Source organism: Variovorax sp. 278MFTsu5.1 (assembly GCF_048305045.1).
Classification (GTDB): Bacteria; Pseudomonadota; Gammaproteobacteria; order Burkholderiales; family Burkholderiaceae_C; genus Variovorax; species Variovorax guangxiensis.
Genome location: NZ_CP157622.1, coordinates 311,645 through 329,874, shown reverse-complemented (window position 1 = coordinate 329,874; position 18,230 = coordinate 311,645). Strand labels below are relative to the sequence as shown.

Annotated in this window: 13 protein-coding genes; all 13 read right to left on the bottom strand. The window is 67.7% G+C overall.

The genetic code is table 11. The features are described 5' to 3' along the window. Positions 1 to 22: 22 nt before the first annotated feature. On the bottom strand, positions 23 to 2,773 hold the full coding sequence (gene tssH, locus ABL844_RS01440) for a type VI secretion system ATPase TssH (protein ID WP_418130268.1): 2,751 nt from the start codon (positions 2,771 to 2,773) through the stop codon (positions 23 to 25). Between the two features lie 124 nt (positions 2,774 to 2,897). Continuing rightward, positions 2,898 to 4,148 carry a type VI secretion system baseplate subunit TssG gene (gene tssG / locus ABL844_RS01435; protein WP_418130267.1) on the bottom strand — a complete coding sequence of 417 codons (1,251 nt, stop codon included), beginning with the start codon at positions 4,146 to 4,148 and terminating at the stop codon, positions 2,898 to 2,900. Continuing rightward, positions 4,145 to 6,016 (bottom strand): type VI secretion system baseplate subunit TssF, encoded by a 1,872-nt coding sequence (tssF, locus tag ABL844_RS01430; protein ID WP_126022487.1) that lies wholly within the window; start codon positions 6,014 to 6,016, stop codon positions 4,145 to 4,147. Before tssF ends, tssG begins: the two co-directional genes overlap by 4 nt. Continuing rightward, the gene (tssE, locus tag ABL844_RS01425; RefSeq protein ID WP_126022556.1) at positions 6,016 to 6,543 is read right to left on the bottom strand and encodes a type VI secretion system baseplate subunit TssE; all 528 of its coding nucleotides are present in this window, start codon (positions 6,541 to 6,543) and stop codon (positions 6,016 to 6,018) included. Before tssE ends, tssF begins: the two co-directional genes overlap by 1 nt. Positions 6,544 to 6,551: 8 nt before the next feature. After that, a complete protein-coding gene (locus tag ABL844_RS01420; protein ID WP_369660056.1) occupies positions 6,552 to 7,415 on the bottom strand; it encodes a type VI secretion system accessory protein TagJ in 864 nt (287 codons plus the stop codon). Positions 7,416 to 7,549: 134 nt separating this feature from the next. Further along, positions 7,550 to 8,032, bottom strand: coding sequence for an Hcp family type VI secretion system effector (locus ABL844_RS01415; RefSeq protein ID WP_126022489.1), 483 nt, complete (start codon positions 8,030 to 8,032; stop codon positions 7,550 to 7,552). 49 nt (positions 8,033 to 8,081) lie between these two features. After that, the gene (gene tssC / locus ABL844_RS01410; RefSeq protein WP_019658415.1) at positions 8,082 to 9,590 is read right to left on the bottom strand and encodes a type VI secretion system contractile sheath large subunit; all 1,509 of its coding nucleotides are present in this window, start codon (positions 9,588 to 9,590) and stop codon (positions 8,082 to 8,084) included. Between the two features lie 30 nt (positions 9,591 to 9,620). Beyond that, positions 9,621 to 10,190, bottom strand: coding sequence for a type VI secretion system contractile sheath small subunit (gene tssB / locus ABL844_RS01405; RefSeq protein ID WP_184640478.1), 570 nt, complete (start codon positions 10,188 to 10,190; stop codon positions 9,621 to 9,623). A gap of 85 nt (positions 10,191 to 10,275) precedes the next feature. Next, positions 10,276 to 11,376 (bottom strand): type VI secretion system protein TssA, encoded by a 1,101-nt coding sequence (gene tssA / locus ABL844_RS01400; RefSeq protein ID WP_418118718.1) that lies wholly within the window; start codon positions 11,374 to 11,376, stop codon positions 10,276 to 10,278. Between the two features lie 152 nt (positions 11,377 to 11,528). Beyond that, the gene (locus ABL844_RS01395) at positions 11,529 to 12,716 is read right to left on the bottom strand and encodes a fumarylacetoacetate hydrolase family protein (RefSeq protein ID WP_418130266.1); all 1,188 of its coding nucleotides are present in this window, start codon (positions 12,714 to 12,716) and stop codon (positions 11,529 to 11,531) included. A 101-nt stretch (positions 12,717 to 12,817) separates the two neighbouring features. Next, positions 12,818 to 16,573, bottom strand: coding sequence for a molybdopterin cofactor-binding domain-containing protein (locus ABL844_RS01390; protein WP_418130265.1), 3,756 nt, complete (start codon positions 16,571 to 16,573; stop codon positions 12,818 to 12,820). Next, positions 16,570 to 17,070 (bottom strand): (2Fe-2S)-binding protein, encoded by a 501-nt coding sequence (locus tag ABL844_RS01385; RefSeq protein WP_126022494.1) that lies wholly within the window; start codon positions 17,068 to 17,070, stop codon positions 16,570 to 16,572. Before ABL844_RS01385 ends, ABL844_RS01390 begins: the two co-directional genes overlap by 4 nt. Further along, entirely contained in the window at positions 17,048 to 18,208 is a 1,161-nt protein-coding gene (locus ABL844_RS01380; protein ID WP_418130264.1) for an ABC transporter substrate-binding protein, read from the bottom strand. Before ABL844_RS01380 ends, ABL844_RS01385 begins: the two co-directional genes overlap by 23 nt. Positions 18,209 to 18,230 lie beyond the last annotated feature (22 nt).

Sequence of the window (18,230 nt, the reverse complement as noted above, 5' to 3'; positions counted from 1 at the left end):
GGGGTTGTCTCCTTCTATTTTTTTACGCTTCGGAAAATTCGTAGCGGAAGTCGTCGTCCGCGGCGCTGAGCTGCACGACGCTCAGCTTGCGCGCACTGACGGTGGCGCCGATGACTTCCTCGCTCAGGCGCGGAAGGATGGTGTGCGTGAGGATCGCGTCGATCATCCGGCCGCCCGATTCGATGGCGGTGCAGCGGCGTGCGACGAGCTCGACGGCGCAGTCGTCGTAGGCCAGTGCGATGCCGTGGTTCGCCTGCAGGCGCGTCGCGATGCGATCGAGCTGGAGGCGGATGATGCGATGCAACGCCTCTGCGTGCAACGGGTAATAAGGCACTACAACGAGGCGGCCCAGCAGCGCGGGCGCGAACACCTTGAGCAGCGGCTCGCGCAGCGCGGCGGCCAGCGGCTCGGGGTCGGGGCGCAGGGTCGGGTCTTCGCACAGCTGCATGACCAGGTCGGTGCCGACGTTCGAGGTCATGATGATCACGGTGTTGCGGAAGTCGATGTGGCGGCCTTCGCCGTCTTCCATCCAGCCCTTGTCGAAGACCTGGAAGAAGATCTCGTGCACGTCGGTGTGCGCCTTCTCGATCTCGTCGAGCAGCACCACGCTGTAGGGCCTGCGGCGCACGGCTTCGGTAAGCACGCCGCCTTCGCCATAGCCCACGTAGCCGGGCGGCGCGCCCTTCAGCGTGGAGACGGTGTGCGACTCCTGGAACTCGCTCATGTTGATGGTGACGAGGTTCTGCTCGCCCCCGTACAGCGCTTCGGAGAGCGCCAGCGCCGTCTCGGTCTTGCCGACGCCCGAGGGGCCGCACAGCAGGAACACGCCGACGGGCTTGTTGGGGTTGTCCAGCCGCGCGCGCGCGGTGCGGATGCGGCGCGAGATGGTTTCCAGCGCATCGGGCTGCGCGACCACGCGCGCCGAGAGGATCTCGCCGAGCTTGAGCACCGATTGCGCGTCGTCGCGCACCATGCGGCCGATGGGAATGCCGGTCCAGTCGGCCACCACGGTGGCGACAGCCTGCGCATCGACGGCGGCGAGGATGAGCGGCGACTCGCCCTGCAGCTGCGAGAGCCTGTCCTGCGCTTCGTTGAGTTCGGCGCGAATTTCGTCGGGCGTGCGCTGGGGTTCGGCGGGAGGCGTATCGGGGTCCACGTCGGCATTGGCCGCGGCTTCGACATCCTCGGCGCCTTCCGCGTCCGATGCCTCGGCCTGAGCTTGCGGCACTGCCGCCGGCGAGAGCTGCTTGCGCAGCGCGACGATGCGCTCGACCAGCGCGCTTTCTTCCACGCGCCGCTTCTCCAGCACCTCGAGCTCGGCCTTCGCCTGCTCGACCTGCGCCGCGATGTCTTCCACGCGCTGGTGCTCGCCCACGCCGATGGCGGCCTCGCGCCCCGCGATGCCCGACTCGATGCCCAGCACCTCGATGCGGCGCTGCAGGTCTTCGATGGCGGCGGGCAGCGCATGCTGGCTCAGCGCCACGCGCGCGCATGCGGTGTCGAGCAGGCTCACGGCCTTGTCGGGCAGCTGGCGCGCGGGAATGTAGCGGTGCGACAGGCTCACGGCCGCTTCGAGCGCGGCGTCGAGGATGAGCACGCCGTGATGCTTCTCCAGCTCCGCCGAGATGCCACGCAGCATCAGAACCGCCTTGGGCTCGGTGGGCTCGTGCACCTGGATGGTCTGGAAGCGCCGCGTGAGCGCCGGGTCTTTCTCGATGTACTTCTTGTATTCAGACCAGGTGGTCGCGCCGATGGTGCGCAGCCGGCCACGTGCAAGCGCGGGCTTGAGCAGGTTGGCCGCGTCACCGGTGCCTGCCTGGCCGCCCGCGCCCACCAGCGTGTGCACCTCGTCGACGAAGAGCACGATGGGCTTCGGACTCTTCTCGACTTCGTCGATCACCTGGCGCAGCCGCTGCTCGAACTCGCCCTTCACGCCCGCGCCGGCCTGCAGCAGCGTGGGGTCGAGCACCCAAAGCGACACGTCCTTCAGCGAGGGCGGCACGTCGCCCGCGGCGAGGCGCGAGGCCAGGCCTTCGACCACCGCCGTCTTGCCGACGCCGGCCTCGCCGGTGAGCAGCGGGTTGTTCTGGCGGCGGCGCATCAGGATGTCGATGATCTGGCGGATCTCGTCGTCGCGGCCGTAGACCGGATCGAGCTCGCCCGCGCGCGCCTTGGCGGTGAGGTCGCTCGCGTACTTGGCAAGCGCGGAACCACCGGCTGCGGGGCCGTCGCCCTGGTGGTGCGCCGCGGCCGGCGCGCCGCCTGCTGCGCTGGCCGCAGCGGCATCGAAGTCGTCTTCGGGCGAGCCTTCGGTCCACGAAGCCAGTTGAGCCACCAGCACATCAGGCACGATCTTGTCGAACTCGCGCGAGATGCCCGAGAGCACCTGCCGCAGCCCCGGCGTCTTGATGATGCCCGCGAGCAGGTAGGCGCCGCGGATCGAGGTGGCCTCGAAGCGCAGGCTCGCATAGACCCACGCGCGCTCCACGGCGTTGTCGACGTGCTCGGAGATGTCGCTGATCGAGGTGGCGCCGTGCGGCAGCCGGTCGAGGGCGCGCACCAGGTCCTGCTCGACCGCGTCGAGGTTGAGCCCCGCGCGCCTGATGATGCGCAGCATGTCGCTGTCCTGCTGCTGCAGGATCTGGTGCAGCCAGTGCACCAGTTCGACGTAGGCGTTGCCGCGCAGCTTGGCGAAAGCGGTGGCGGTCTCCAATGCCTTGTAGAGCATCGGATTGAGCTTCGAGAACAGGGAGACGCGGCGGATGTCGGTCATGGATTAAAGCTAACCCCCAGTCTTCGCGCACTTCGTGTCGCTACGCCAACCCCCTTGCAGGGGGCAACACCTGTGGCCCGGCAGAGCCGGTTCCACGGTGTTTCGCGAAAAGACCGTGATGTGGTCATGTCGTCGGCGTCTCGAGCGGAGTTGCGGAAGAGCGGGTAAGGAATGCATCGGTAGGAGCCGCCGATGCGGAACGGGAAAACAATGCTTCGGGCTGGAACAGCATGTCGCCAGCGTCGGTGTCAGACATGCGCGTGCCCAGCCAGCTGCCCCAGCCCAGCCGCTGGTTGCTGTTGAGCCGCATGCCGTGCGCGTCCTGCTTCTTGAGCACGAGCCGCAGCTCCCACGCGAACTCGATGCCGACGTACTGGCGCACCCAGTCGACCACCTGCTGCAGCCGCTTGCTGCCCGGCAGGAACTCGCGGTACTGCTCCTGCGAGAGCGGACCGAGTTCGAGGCGGAACTTGCTCTGCGCGTCGCGCACCGCGAGGCCGATGGTGGCGCCGCCTCCGAGCCGGTGGTTGCGCCCGAGCGTGCCGATGCGGCTGATCTGGCGCTCGTCGATCATCACCCAGTCGCTCACGAACTCGTCGATGCGCACCGGCACGTCGAAGTAGAGCCGCATGATCTGGATCAGCCCTTCGGGGTTGCGCGTCTGGCGAACGAGGTGGCCCGCCATGAAGGTGCGCGCATGGTCGGCGATGCGGTCACGCTCCTTGAGGCCGGGCTGGCCCATGTTCATGAGGCTCGCGACGTAGTCGACGAAGCGGTGGCCATCGGTGCGGTCCAGGCTGTTGACCGACTGGGCGTCGGCCCAGGCCCGATAGAACAGCAGGATGAGCCTGTGGTGGAACAGGTCGGCGAACGCGCTGATGGTGTTGTCGGCGTGGTGCCGCTTGCGCTCGCGCGCGTACTCCGTCAGGTGCAGCGGCAGCGGGCCGTTGGGGCCGAACAGGCCGAAGCCGTAGATCGAGATGCGCGGCGGCCCGTCGCCGTCGGCCTCGACGCCCGAGACGTTCGATGGCGCGAAGGCCATCGAGGGCTCCTGCCCGAGGCGCAGCGGCTCGTCGAGCGGGCGTGGCGCGCGGCCCAGCAGCGGATGGTCGTCCTGCGCGTCCAGGCGGCGCAGCAGCATGAAAAGGTCGTGCTCGAAGGGCTGCTCGAGCAGCCTGGCCCAGAGCTCCGGGTCGGCCTGCGCGATGCCGCGCGCGGGGGGCAGGCCTGCTCCTTGCGCGGACGCTTGGAGGACCTCGTGATCTATGGCGATCTCTGCCGCGTCCGGCACCACGCCCTGCGCATGTCCGGCCGAAGCGGCTTCCTGCTGCTCCTGGTGCTGCTGCACCGCGTCGGTGAAGCCCGTTTCGCTCATACGGCGGGGCGGCGTCCCACGCGCGGGGTCCAGCGCGCGATTTCGCCGCGCTGCAGGCTGGCCAGCGCGAATTCGGTGAACGCGTTGAGCGACACGTGGCGGCTGAAGAACTGCTCCAGCACCGCGCCGAAGAGATACGGGCTCGCGCCCGAGAACGCGACCTCGTCGATCTTGAGCGCGATCTCCACGCCGCGGCCGAACACGATCGGGCCGGGCTCGGGCAGGCGGCGGAACACCGGCGCCAGCGCCATCGAGCGCACGCCCTGGATCTGGCGGCGCACCGAGGGGTCGGCGAGGTTGCCGTACAGGTCGAGCATCTCGCGCAGCGCGGCCGCGCCCTGCGTGGGGTCGACGTCTGTGAGGCTCAGGTAATTGAGGCCCAGGTGGCTGATGAGGCGCCAGGTGAGCGCGCCCTCGGCCAGCGCCGGGTAGGGCCGCGAAGGCCCGCGCAGGATGCGGATGGAGCGTACGGGGGCGGACACGCGCAGCGTGAAGTCTGATTCGAGCCCGGTCGGCAGCAGCAGCGGCAGGTCGCGGTTGGTGCACAGCGCGTCGAGCGTGATGTGGCGCAGGCTGTGCGGGAACGGCGCGTCGTGCTGGTCGACGAGCGACACATAGACCTCGCTGCCGGTGTAGCTAGTGCGCGTACCCTGCGCGCGCGCGCGGTCCGACACGAGGCGCGGTTCGCGGCGCAGCGAGAAGTAGGCGCCGAAGTCGCCATCGTCGGCTGCGAAGGAGCCGAGGAAGGGCCGGAATTCGCGCTCCTCCGAGCCGTTGGCCATGTGGCCGGTGACGCGCTCTACCGTGAAGATCTCGAAGTCGCGCGGACGCGTGCGGTCGATCACCGCGTGGTGCTCGTGCTGGCCCGGCCCCACCGGAATGCGGTCGCTGCGGCGCGGCACGAGGTTGATGATGGGCGTGCAGAACAGCGAGAAATGCTTGGCGTCGACCAGGCGTTCGAGGTCGGCATCCGCGCGGTCGAGCAGGATCACGATTTCCATCGTGGTGCCGCCCATGGCCGCGACCGCCGCACGCAGCTTGTTCACGCTGAAGAACAGGTAGCGGTCGGGGAAGGCGAAGTACTCGTGCAGCAGGCGGTAGCCCTGGAACGAACGCGCGTCATAGGGCAGCAGCGCCTGGTCGGGCTCGAAGCCCTCGTGCCTGATGGCATCGTCACCCAGCGGCACGATGCGCGCCGTGGTGCCGGGCCCGCTGCGGCACACCACGCCGACGCTGTGGTGCGTCGCGAGTTCGAGCATGCGCAGCGCATGCAGCTCCGCGCCCGAGAGGAAGAATTCGAGCCGGTCCAGCGGCATGTCGGCAAAGCGCGCGCCGCCCACTGCTTCGAGCTTGATGGTGATGGCGCTCTTCGCCTGCCGGGCGACCATGGGCATCGCATGCGCGATCTCCGCCGGCACCGGGCCGATGCCGGCCTCGGCGATGCGGATGGGCCACAGCGTGACGGCATGGCCGGTGCGGAACTCGCAGGCCGTCTGCTCGCCCTTGATCATGCGGCCGCGCAGGATGGTGTGGCGCGGCAATTCGTAGCCGGCCTTCAGCGAGCCTTCGTTGAGGTTGCCGTCGATCTGCACCACCGCCATGGCAGGCAGCGGCGCGAGGAAGTTGGGGTAGACCACTTCGAGCAGCCGCTGCGAGAAGCGCGGGAACTCGGCGTCCATCTTGAGCTGGATGCGCGCGGTGAGGAAGCTGAAGCCTTCGAGCAGCCGCTCCACGTACGGGTCGCTGACCTCGATGCCTCGCATGCCGAGGCGGCCCGCAATCTTCGGGTAGCGCTGCGCGAACTCGGCCCCGAGCTCGTGCATGTAGGTGAGCTCGCGGTTGTAGTAATCCAGCAGCCGGGCATCCATCAGAGGCCTCCGGTAGGCCGAAGGACCATGTGCCCGCTTTCGAGATCGAGTTCGGAACGCAGGATGAATTCGATGGGATACGGCACCGACCACAAGGTGCCGCGGATCTCCAGCGCGAGCAGGTTGTGGTGCTCGAGGTCGGTCGCATCGGTCACGCAGCGCACGTCGATGCTGTCTTTCATGATGCGCGGCTCGAAGTCGATGATGGCCGCGCGGATGGCGGCCTCGACATCGGCGAAGTCGACTTCGGACATGCGCCCGCCGGCCCAGCCGCGAACGCCGAAGTTCAGCACCGAGCGGCGCGCGCGCGGCATGGTGTTGATGTTGTGCTCGGCGCCGAAGTTGGTGGTGTTGAGCAGCCACTGCAGGTCGCGCAGCACCGAGTCGCGCAGCAGCCTGCCGCTCATGAGGAAGGCCCCCGCGCGCTCCTGTCGGGTCTGCGGCGCCTTGTCGGTGAGGCGGTCGAGCAGCACCGGCTGCAGGCGGTCGCGCGCGACGCTTTCCTGCTGGTCGCCGTCGGTGTCCATCATTCCGCTCATCCGGCGCTGCCCTCGCGCGAGAACTCGATGAGGCGCAGGTCGAGCAGCGAATGGTCGCCGGCCTCGCTGATCAGCGTGCGCTGGCCCAGGCCTGCGTACTGCTCTTCGCCGGCCAGCGGCAGCCAGTCGGTGCGGCGGCCCAGCGCGGCCTCGTCGTCGAGGCCCTCGAGCTGGCCCGGATAGCGCACCGGCACCAGGCCGTTGAGCGCGCGGCCGTCGTGCAGTTCGAATTCGGTGGGAGCCCACAGCAGGTCGACGAGGTGCTGCGGCCGGGAAAACTTGACGCGGCGCACTTCCGTCAGCGGCAGCCAAGCGTAGCCCGAGGGCGTGAGCAACTCGAACACGGTACCGATGCGCACGTCGCCGTCGCAGAGCCATTCGAAATCGCTGTGCTGCACCGGCTCGCCATCAAGCGCCTGCACGGCGCGCGAATCGGAACGGTCGACGCTGGTGAGCCTGCCATGCAGTGCGGGCGCGGCCTGCCGCGCGCTTTCGCGCAGGGCCGCGGCTTCCTCGGCACGATCCGCTGGCAGGGCTGCGGCGGCGATCAACTGCTCGACCCATTCGGCATTGCCGCCGACGATGGCCGGAGCACGTCCGCCCGACCAGAACTCGCTGCGGTGGCGTTCGCCCGAAAGCGCCATCGAGCAGGTGACGCTGGCGGGCGTGAAAGTGGGATCCAGCTTGGTGGCGAGCTTGAGCTGGTCTTCGGCCCGCTGCCACTCTCCACGCAATGCGAGAAAGTGGCACAAGGCAAGACGCAAGCCTGCATTCTGGGGATTGGAGCGGATCTGCCGCTGTACCCATTCGGTGTGCTCGGCCACTGAGCGCTCGCCCAGTACTGCAAACCCATCGCCCATGAAGCTTCCTCGCTGACTTGCTGGCACGCGGCGCGAACGTTGAGAAGGCCGCCGTGCGAAGGACGGCCGTGGAGGCCGTCGGGAAAAACGTCGCGGCCGGCCCGAAAGGCCGGCCGCGCATCGGGAAAAGGAGATCAGGACTCCTTGTTTTCCTTGATGTTCCAGGCCAGGACCGTCTCGGCGCCCTTGCCGCCCTTGTCGGTCTGTTCCCAGTACTGCTGCTTCACCTTGGCGGCCTGGAAGGCGTACTGCACGAACACGGCGTCCGAGCCCTGTTCGGCGGTGTACTGCACCGAGGTCACCAGCACTTCTTCGAGCGTGACGCGCGTGTACTCGATCTGCGAACCACCGGCCTTGCACACCGACACTTCCACCTTGCCCAGGTGCTTGCCGCTTGCGCAGTTCTTCATGACGGACGGTGCCGCCTTGTCGATGCGCGCCAGAACCTGCAGGTCGTTGAAGCTGGCCTTGCCAACGCCACCGCCACCGCCGCTGACCATGTTGCCAGGCTGCGTTGCTCCCCACGCAAACGACTTGATGTCCGTCCACTCCTTGTGGTTCGAGTCCTTCGATTCGCCGTTTGCGCCTTCAACGCGCATGAACATGTCTACTGCCATGATTTAAACCCCCAGAGTTATTTGCGCCCGATTCCGGGACGCCGTTGAATTAGCTGCTGTCCTTCTTGTTGGATGGCAGCTTCGAAACCAGCCGCAACGACACCGTCAGCCCTTCGAGCTGATAGTGCGGCCGGAGAAAAAACTTGGCGGCGTAGTAGCCGGGGTTGTCCTCGATGGCTTCCACCTGGACTTCCGCCGCCGCCAGCGGCTTCATTGCCTTCGTGTCCTGCGACGAGGTGCCGGGGCTGCCGTCGACGTAGTTCATGATCCAGTCGTTGAGCCAGCGCTCCATGTCCTCGCGCTCGCGGAACGAACCGATCTTGTCCCGCACGATGCACTTCAGGTAGTGCGCGAAGCGGCAGCAGGCGAACAGGTACGGCAGGCGTGCCGCGAGGTTCGCGTTGGCCGTGGCGTCGGCGTCGTAGTACTCGGCCGGCAGCTGCAGCGACTGCGCGCCGATGAAGGCCGCGAAGTCGGAGTTCTTGCGGTGCACCAGCGGCATGAAGCCGTTCTTGGCGAGCTCGGCCTCGCGGCGGTCGCTGATGGCGATCTCGGTCGGGCACTTCATGTCCACGCCACCGTCGTCGGTCGGGAAAGTGTGCGTGGGCAGGTTCTCGACAGCGCCGCCCGATTCCACGCCACGGATCGACGTGCACCAGCCGTACTGCTTGAACGAGCGGTTGATGTTCACGCCCATCGCATAGGCCGAGTTGGCCCAGGTGTAGCGGTTGTGGGCTGCCGAGTCGGTCTCTTCCTCGAACTCGAATTCGTCGACCGGGTTGGTGCGCGCACCATACGGCAGGCGAGCCAGGAAGCGCGGCATGGCCAGGCCGATGTAGCGCGCGTCTTCCGAGTCGCGCAGCGAGCGCCATGCGGTGTGTTCGGTGTTCTGGAAGATCTTGGTCAGGTCGCGCGGGTTCGAAAGCTCCTGCCACGAATCCATCTGCATCACGGTGGGCGAAGCGCCGGCGATGAAGGGGCAGTGCGCGGCCGCGGCGATCTTGGCCATTTCGCCGAGCATCTCGACGTCGGGCGGGCTGTGGTCGAAGTGGAAGTCGCCGATCAGTGCGCCGAAAGGCTCGCCGCCGAACTGGCCGTACTCGGCTTCGTAGATCTTCTTGAAGAGCGGACTCTGGTCCCAGCCGATGCCCTTGTGGCGCTTGAGCGAGCGAGCGACTTCACGCTTGGATGCGCACATCACGCGGATCTTCAGCTGCTCGTCGGTCTCGGTGTTGTTCACCAGATAGTGCAGGCCGCGCCATGCGCCTTCGAGCTGCTGGAACTCCTCGTGGTGCAGGATCTGGTTGATCTGCTCCGAGAGCTTGCGGTCGATCTCGGTAATGATGGCCTGAACGGTGCGGTACGCATCGTTGGAGACCGTGACGGTGCTTTCCAGCGCCTGCACGGCCAGCGTCTTGACGGCGTTTTCCACCGCCTCGCGGGCCTGGTCGGTCTTGGGCTTGAACTCGCGCTGCAGCAGGTTCGAGAACTCGTTCGGCTCCAGCGTCTCGACGGAAGCCGGTGCGCGCGCGGTGGTCTGTTTGGGGGCGGTGCTCATGATGATGGCGGTCCTTGCTGCTGCTCGCGCTTATTCGGAAGACGTGCCGGGCGTGCCGGCCTTTTCGTTCGCGGCTTCCACTGCCTTTGCAACGGCGGGGTTCGGGGCCGATGCCAGCGACTTCAGCAGTGCCGGGTTCTGCAGCGCCTGCGCGATCAGCTGTTCGGCGCCGTTCTTGCCGTCCATGTACGACAACAGGTTCGACAGTTCGGTGCGCGCCTCGAGCAGCTGCTGCAGCGCGCCGACCTGGCGGGCGATGCGCGCGGGCGAGAAGTCGTCCATGCTGTCGAAGGTGATGTCGACGTTCATCTGGCCGTCGCCGGTGAGCGTGTTGGGCACCTGGAAGGCAACGCGCGGCTTGATGGCCTTCATGCGCTCGTCGAAGTTGTCGATGTCCACCGCCATGAACTCTCGTTCGGCGAGGTCGGGCATCGGGTCGATCTGCTTGCCCGCGAGATCGGCGATCACGCCCATCACGAAGGGCAGCTGGATCTTGCGCTCGCTGCCGTAGATCTCGACGTCGTACTCGATCTGCACACGCGGCGCGCGGTTGCGCGCAATGAACTTCTGACCACTGTTTCTGACACGGTTGTCTGCCATAAGCTTCCTCTTGAATCTGTAATGCGTGTGGGTACGACCCCCGGCCGGCCTCTCGGCTCGCGGGGCCCGCGACGGCCTCCGCCTGTTACTCCGCGCTGCCCCCGTTCAACGGACGTCCTGCAAGGCTCTCTATCTTTTGCAATCCCTCTGGCACGAGCTCTTCGATGATCTGGAAGAAGTTGAGATCCAGCAGCCGCTGCGCCCTGCGTATGAGCATGGGCGCCGGATGGCTGGGCTCCGTGCGTTCCATGAACTGGCAAGCCTTCTCGAGCAGCACCTGCACATCTTCACGGCTCGATATTTCAATATCCTTAATAAATACCTGACGTAGGCCGGTACCGACATTTGCAGCAGTACCGCCAACAGCACCATTCGCCACGGTCCCGGCCGCACCGCCCTCTTGCGCAACGGCTTCGGCGTGGGTTTCGCCGGCCACTGCCGCCTCGACATGCGCCTGCTCCGGCAACAGTTGGGCAACGGTGCGCAACGAACGCTCGAGCCGCGAGAAATCGGGCGCCCAGCTCTGTCCCAGCGCGCGCTCGCAGGTCTCGCGAATTCGCTGCAGCAACTCCAGCGCTGCGCGCAATGCCACCACAGGTGGCGCCGCCTTGTCCTGCGCGCGCCGCACCGCGTCCTTCAACCGGCCGATACCGCCGGGGTAATCGATCTGATGATCGGTCTTGCTCGAATCGAGCAAGGCCTCGACCTGGCGCAGGCTCATCGACGCGCCTGCGCCTTCGTCGAGCAGCCGCGCATCGCGCACGCTGCGTCCCAGTCCTTCGGCTTCGGCCAATGCGGCCAGCGCATTCATGCGCGGCAGCGGGTCTTCGAAGCCGTCGTCGACGACGCGTGGATGCACGTCGTCCCAGAATCTCTGAAGCACGACGTCGACGAGTTGCAGACCTTCTACATACCCGGGCAAGCCTCGGCTCTCGGTCCAGGCCAGCGTGAGAGGCACCAGCACGCGCAGGTCTCGCGTACGCGAGCACAGCTGCTTCGCGATGCGTTCCACACGGGCCCAATCGGGCGGCTCGGCGGGGATGATGGTCGAGCCGAACTGCTGTTCGCGCTTGCCCGCCGTCGCCTGGTGCAACGCCATGAAATCGGGGTCGTATTCCAGGTCTTCACCGCAAGGTAGCGGGCCCTCGACGGGCTCCTGCAATAGATCGATCTCGCTCTGCGCCAACCTCTACTCCCCTCGTTCAAACGTTTCTTAACAGCAGCAATCTTGAGGGGAACAAGTGATGCGGTCAACAGCAACAGATTGCAACACGACTCGTATGAATTACTAAGGAGTACACCCCTTTTTGAAACTCATACAGAACGCCTACATGCCAATCAGAGCAAACCGCGCGCAGCTAGATTGCGCATCAACGCACTGATACCAAAAGTCCACATCGGCGCCTTGTCCGAATGCATCACGCGATTCACCAGGGCACCGAGTTCCGGTGCGGCAATGCGCACGCGGTCCCCCACGACGTGCGTGAATCCTTGCCCAGGCCCGTGACGATCTTGTGTCGGTGCGAACATCGTTCCGAGAAACAACATGAAGCCGTCCGGATAAGCGTGATTGGCTCCTATCGTCTGCGCCACGAGGTCGAGCGGGTCGCGGCTGATCTTCGACAGCGAACTCGAGCCCTCCAGGGTGAAGCCTTCGGGCCCCGCCACTTCCAGCTCGACGGTGATGCGCCTCACGTCAGCAATACCGAAGTGTTCATCGAACAGGCGAATGAACGGGCCGATCGCGCACGACGCGTTGTTGTCCTTCGCCTTGCCCAGCAGCAGCGCGCTTCGGCCTTCGAAGTCACGAAGGTTCACATCGTTGCCCAGCGCCGCGCCCAATGTTTCGCCGCGGCTGTTCACCGCGAGCACGACCTCGGGCTCCGGGTTGTTCCATGCGGAGCCCGGATGAATGCCTACATCGGCCCCGGTACCGACGGCTGAAAGTACGGGCGCCTTGGTAAAGATCTCCGCGTCGGGCCCGATGCCGACCTCCAGATACTGCGACCAGGCGCCCTGCGCTATCAGCACTTGCTTGACCTTCATCGCCTCGGGCGAGCCGGGCACGATGTCCGCGAGGTTGTCGCCGAGCACGCTGCCGATGGCCGCTCGCGTGGCTTCCGCCTTCGATGCATCGCCGCGCGCCTGCTCCTCGATCACGCGCTCGAGCAGGCTCGCAACAAATGTGACGCCGCTCGCCTTGATGGCCTGCAGGTCGCAAGGGGCGAGCAGCCAGGGCTTGCCCGTGTCGCGCGCGGCCTCGTCGCTGTTGGCAAGGGCTTCGTCGAGCGCGGCGATGCGCGGCGCGCTCTTGCTCTTGAGTGCGGCGCGAACCGCTTCCGCAGGTGGTGTGTTGCCTTCGAGCAGATCGCTCATGGTGGGAGCGAGCTTCGACAGGTCGTGCAGGCCACCTTCGTGAACTGCGACCAGCACGGGGCCCACGCCCGGATGCCAGAGACGGCCGACGAGCGTGGCGCGTCCGGCGTCGCGGGGCAGGCTGGAAGAAGTGGAAAGATCGAGCGGCATGGCGTGGTGTCTCCGTGATGAATGTGGCTGCTACGTTGCATCGTAGCGGCGCACGCAGAAAACAGCCCGCTCGGCCGGCTCGGCACTCCTTGTCTACGGCCTCAGTGCCCCGGCGTCGCGCGCACGCGCGCCACCTCGGCAGGCAGGTCGGTCCACGCGGGCTCCTGCGGCGCGAAGCGTGCGCGCATGTAGACGGCAAGCTCGGCGATCTGCCGGTCGTCGAGCACATCGCGGAAGCCGGGCATGAAGCCGATGTCGCGGCTCGCCGGCTCGCGCACGCCGTCGAGGATGGTGCGCAGCAGGTTGTCGGGCCGCGCGCTCGTGAGGTTGCTGTTGAGCGCGAGCGGCGTGTTGACGCCGAGCAGCGTGGGCCCGTTGCCGTCGTGGTGGCAAGAGGCGCAGGCACTGTCGAACATGCGCTGTGCGGGGCCCAGCAGTCGCCCCTGCGTGCGCGCCGCGTTGCCCACAACCTGTTGCGCGACAGCGGCAGGATCCGCGGCCGGCGCGGGGTTGAACGAGCCCAGATACGTGGCCATCGCGCGAATGTCCTCGTCCGGCACCTGCGCGAGCTCGCGCACAACCTCGGCCATCGGCCCGCCCGCGACGCCGTGCCGCTGCGTGTGGCCGTTGCGCAGGTAGCGATACAACTCGTCGGCATCCCACGGCACCGCCGACTTCGATGCCAGCTGCGTGAGCGCCGGCGCCTCCCAGCCATCGACCATCGCGCCCGACAGGAAGGCACTGCCGCCCTGCTCCGCGCCCAGCGCATTGCGCGGGGTATGGCAGGCGCCGCAATGCCCCAGGCCGTTGACCAGATAGGCACCACGATTCCACTCCGCGCTCTGCGTGGCCACGGGCTGCGTCGGCGCCGGGTCATGGAAGAGCGCGTTCCAGCCGGCCATCAGCGGGCGAATGCTGAACGGAAACTTGAGCTCGGACTTCGGCGTTTCCGCCCGCACGGCGGGCAGTGACATGAAGTACGCATACAGCGCCTGCAGATCGTCGTCGCTGGCCTTCGCGAAAGCGGTGTAGGGGAATGCGGGATACAGATAGTGCCCCTCGCGCGAGACGCCCTCGCGCATCGCACGCTGGAAAGCGCTGAAGGACCAGCGGCCCAGGCCCGTCTCGGCATCCGGCGTGAGGTTCGTGGTGTAGAGCGTGCCGAAGGGTGTGTCCATGGCGCGGCCGCCCGCGTTGGCCATGCCGCCGGGTGCCGTGTGGCACACGGCGCAATCGCCGACCGAGGCGAGCACCCGGCCACGCTCGATGGTGGCCTGGCTGTAGACCGGCGCGGTGAGCGACACCGGCGCGATGGCCGATCGCCAGCCGAGCAGGCCGGCGATGACGCCGATGCCACCGACAACCAATGCAGCACCAGTGGCCCACAGCCCCTTGCGCCGAGGCCAGACCGCATTGCTCCTTCCGGCACCGGGGGAAGGCCCGGATGGGGGCACGGCGGCATCACCATTCCCACGCAGCTCGTCTCCCCCGCCATCTCCCGGAGGAGCCGGAGGCAGCAAGCCCTTGTTCAATTCCGCGAGCACCGTCTCCGGCGTGAATGGCGGCGCCCTGAAGCGCACGCCCGTCGCATCGAAGATCGCATTCGCGATCGCCGCAGTGCCCGGCACCGACGACGACTCGCCCGCGCCCAGCGAAGGCTCGCCGGGCCGCGGCATGTGCATCACCTCGATCACCGGCACTTCGCGGAAGTTGATGATCGGGTAGCCGCCCCATTCGCGGCTGGCGACCACGCCGGAAGGCAGGACGCCAGGCAGCTGCGCACCCGTCGCCGCATCCTGCTGCTGCTGTTGCTGCGGCGCGAATTCCACGCGCTCCTTCAGCGCGCGGCTCGTGGTCTGGATCACGTTGCCGTGCACCTGGTGCTCGACGCCCGCCGGGTTTACCAGCAACCCCGCGTCGTGCCCCACCACCACGCGGCGCACATGCACCTCGCCCGTCTTGCGGTTGACCTCCACGTCGGCCACCCACGCGGCCCACGCCGCGCCGAAACCCGGCCACTTGCTGTGGATGTAGCGTGCGTACGCAAAGCCCTGGCCGAAGAGGATGTCGCCGCCCTCGCCGAGCCCGCCGTCGGCGTTCTCCTGCGGCCCGGTGCGCATGCGCCAGCCGGCCTTCTGCGCGGTGGCCTGCACGAGCTCGACGGCGCGCGGGTCTTCCAGGTACCGCAGCCTGAACTGCACCGGATCGACACCCGCCGCCGTCGCCAGTTCGTCGATGTAGGACTCGTGCGCGAACGAACTCGGCAGCGCCGACACGCCGCGCAGCCACGAGGCGCGCACGATCGGCGCCATGTCGTTGACCTTCACGCGCAGGTTGTCGTAGCTGTAGGGCGGGCGGGCGGTGCGGTCGCCCATCTCGAAGGCCTGCGCCACCGGCTCGATGGTGCGCGTGAGCAGCAACGCCAGCGTGGGCGCACCGTTCGAGGGATACGAGGTTTCGAAATCGTAGGCGGCGACGTTGCCGTCGGGCATGAGGCCGCCGTCGATCTCCATGAGCTGCGCCGCGCCCTTGGGCTCCCACGCGTGCTCCTGCTCGCGCGTGAGCTGCACGCGCACCGGCGCGCCGACCGCGCGCGCGAGCAGCGCGGCATCGGCGGCCACGTCGTCGGCGCCGTTGCGGCCGTAGCAGCCCGCCGCCTCCATGCGGACCACGTCGACCTGCACGTCGTCCACGCCCATGAGCTTCGCGAGATCGGCGCGCAGCACGTGCGGGTTCTGCGAGCCGGTCCAGCAGCGCAGTTGCATGCCGCTGCCGTCGGCGGGCTGCCAGTCGGCCAGCGCGCACGAGGGGCCGATGGAGGCATGCATCTGGTAGGGCCACACGTAGGTGCGGCGCATGGGCTTCGCGGCCGATGCGATGGCGCCGTCCACGTCGCCTTCGTCGACCAGCAGACGCTGCGTCGAGGGGTTGTCGCGCAGGGCCTGGGCGAGGTCGCCCAGGTCGGGCATGCCGGGCCAAGGCTTCCACTTCACGCGGAGCTCGCGAAGGGCCTCCTCGGCGTGTTCCTCGCGCTCGGCCACGATGCCGACGAAGTCGCGGATGACGACCACCGCGCGAATGCCGGGAATGTGCGCGATCGACGATTCGTCGACCGACTCCAGCGTGTTGCCGATGAACTCGCCGTGGTCCGCGCCGGCATACGGCGGGCGCACCACACGGCCGTGCAGCATGCCAGGCACCCGCATGTCGTGCACGAACACGAGCTCTCCCGCGAGCTTGGCCGGGATGTCGACGCGCGCCTGCCGCGTGCCGACCACGCGGTAGTCGGCCGGGTCCTTGGGCTTCGCCTGCGGATCGAGCCGCAGCACGGTGCGCTGGCCGGCGACGAGTTCGGCATAGCTGACGTGCCGGTCGGGCAGCTCGGCGACGCGCACCACGCCATTGCGCATCTGCAGCGCATCCGCGGCCACGCCCAAGCGCTCGGCAGCACGCGCCAGCAGCCATGCACGCGCCTGTGCCGCCGCCAGCCGCAAGGGCTGCGCATGAATCTGGATCGACGCGCTGGCGATGGTCGCGCCCTGGTTGGGCGCGCGCGCGGTGTCGCCGAGCATCACGCGCACGCAGGGCATGCCGAGGTCGAGTTCCTCGGCCACGATCTGGCCCAGTGCGGTCTGTATGCCGGTGCCCAGGTCGACGTGCCCGTTGAGCGCCGAGGCGCTGCCGTCGTCCCATACCGCAAGAAGAATCTCGTCGCCCTCGACGGGGTTGCCGGCAACGAAGGCCGGCTGTCCCTTGGCGGGCACCGGCGCGGCCGGCGTCTCGCGTACCACCAGCAGCACGCCGTCTGAGGCGAGGAATTCGGCGCGCGTGCGCGGAAGATCGGCGCGGCGCGTCATGTGGCGGGTTGCTCGCGCATGCGCACCGCCGCGCGCTGCACCGCATCAAGAATCTCGATGTGCGTGCCGCAGCGGCATAGGTTGCCCGAAAGCTCGCCGCGGATGCGCGCCTCGCTGGCCTGCGGGTCGCGCGCCAGCAGCGCAGCCGCCTGCATCACCATGCCGTTGAGGCAGTAGCCGCACTGCGCGGCCTGCGCATCCTCGAAGGCGGCCTGCACCGGATGCCAGCTGCCGCGCGAACCCAGTCCTTCGAGCGTGGTGATGGCGCGCCCCGCCACGCCGTGCGCCGGAATCACGCACGAGCGCGCGGCCACGCCATCGACGTGCACGGTGCATGCGCCGCACTGCCCCAGCCCGCAGCCGTACTTGGGACCGTTCAGCCCCAGGTCGTTGCGCAGGAGGTGCAGCAGCGTCGCCTCGCGCGGAACTCCTGCTATCGATTGCGCCCGGCCGTTGACCAGCAGGCGCAGCGGCTCAGCGCCGCAACTGGCCGTCACGGGCGTATATCTCCAGATCGACGAAGGTCGAGCCGTTGTGGTTTTTCGCGCTGTACTCGATGGGGAAGTCGCCGAAGCGCGTGCTGCCGATGCTCTCGAGGCCGGCGATGAAGCTGTCGCGCGTGGGCGTCTTGCCGGCGCGGCGCAGGCCTTCGACCATCACGCGCGCGACGATGTAGCCTTCCAACGCGGTGTAGCTGTCGATCTTCTCGCCGAACTCGGCGCGGTCGCGCTGGTAGTCGGCCACGATCGGCACGCGCAGCGCCTGCGGCGGCGGCACGATGCTGGCCGTGACCAGGCCCGCGAGCTTGCCTTCGAGCCGCTTGGCCGAGCCGGCCGCGTCGGTGATGCCGACGGAGAGCGTGTACAGCGGTGCGCCCACGGCGTTGGCGCGGTAGTCGCGCATGAACACTTCGACCATGCGCCCGGCCATGATCATCACGACCGCGCCCGGCTTCGCGTCGGCCAGGCCGGTGACGACCTGCCTGGCGTCTTCAGCTGTTATGGCCAGCGGGAAGGTCTTGAGCACCTTCACCTTGTAGTCGGCCGCCAGCTCCTCGCAGGTGGCGAGGTTCGACTTGCCGAAGGCGCTGTCCTGGTAGACCACCGCGATCGACTGGATGCCGATGGTCGACAGGTGGCTGATGATCTTGCGCAGCTCCAGGTCGTAGCCCGCGCGCACATGGAACAGGTAGCGGTTGACCTTGGTTCGGAACGACGTGGTACCCACCAGCGGCGCGAACATCGGCACGCCGGCCTTCTCCGCCAGCGGCATCGCCGCCGCGAGGTTGCCGGTGGCCACGTAGCCGGTGAGCGCGAACACCTTGTCCTCGTCGATCAGCTTGGCGGTGTTGACGGCCGTCTTCGCGGGATCGTAGGCATCGTCGTAGGTGACGAGCTCGATCTTGCGGCCGTTCACGCCGCCCGACTTGTTGACGCGGTCGAAGTACAGCTTGATGCCCGCGCGGTAGTCGATGCCGAAGTCCTTCGCCGGTCCGCTGAACACGGCCGACTGGCCGATGCGGATGGTGGTGTCGCTCACACCGTTGTCCGCGCGCGCCGTGCGCAGCAGGCCGGGGCCGAGTGCAAGGGCGGCGCCGCCCGCGACCATGGCGCGCCTGGTGATGGAAAGCTTCATGCGTCGTGGATCCGTGTGTTGC

What these genes read in the sequence shown, in the direction of transcription:
- tssE (WP_126022556.1), bottom strand. Translation starts at nt 6,543, where the DNA reads ATGGACACCGACGGCGACCAGCAGGAAAGCGTCGCGCGCGACCGCCTG.
- tssH (WP_418130268.1), bottom strand. Translation starts at nt 2,773, where the DNA reads ATGACCGACATCCGCCGCGTCTCCCTGTTCTCGAAGCTCAATCCGATG.
- ABL844_RS01380 (WP_418130264.1), bottom strand. Translation starts at nt 18,208, where the DNA reads ATGAAGCTTTCCATCACCAGGCGCGCCATGGTCGCGGGCGGCGCCGCC.
- ABL844_RS01395 (WP_418130266.1), bottom strand. Translation starts at nt 12,716, where the DNA reads ATGCCGCTCGATCTTTCCACTTCTTCCAGCCTGCCCCGCGACGCCGGA.
- ABL844_RS01390 (WP_418130265.1), bottom strand. Translation starts at nt 16,573, where the DNA reads ATGACGCGCCGCGCCGATCTTCCGCGCACGCGCGCCGAATTCCTCGCC.
- ABL844_RS01420 (WP_369660056.1), bottom strand. Translation starts at nt 7,415, where the DNA reads ATGGGCGATGGGTTTGCAGTACTGGGCGAGCGCTCAGTGGCCGAGCAC.
- ABL844_RS01415 (WP_126022489.1), bottom strand. Translation starts at nt 8,032, where the DNA reads ATGGCAGTAGACATGTTCATGCGCGTTGAAGGCGCAAACGGCGAATCG.
- tssB (WP_184640478.1), bottom strand. Translation starts at nt 10,190, where the DNA reads ATGGCAGACAACCGTGTCAGAAACAGTGGTCAGAAGTTCATTGCGCGC.
- tssG (WP_418130267.1), bottom strand. Translation starts at nt 4,148, where the DNA reads ATGAGCGAAACGGGCTTCACCGACGCGGTGCAGCAGCACCAGGAGCAG.
- tssF (WP_126022487.1), bottom strand. Translation starts at nt 6,016, where the DNA reads ATGGATGCCCGGCTGCTGGATTACTACAACCGCGAGCTCACCTACATG.
- tssC (WP_019658415.1), bottom strand. Translation starts at nt 9,590, where the DNA reads ATGAGCACCGCCCCCAAACAGACCACCGCGCGCGCACCGGCTTCCGTC.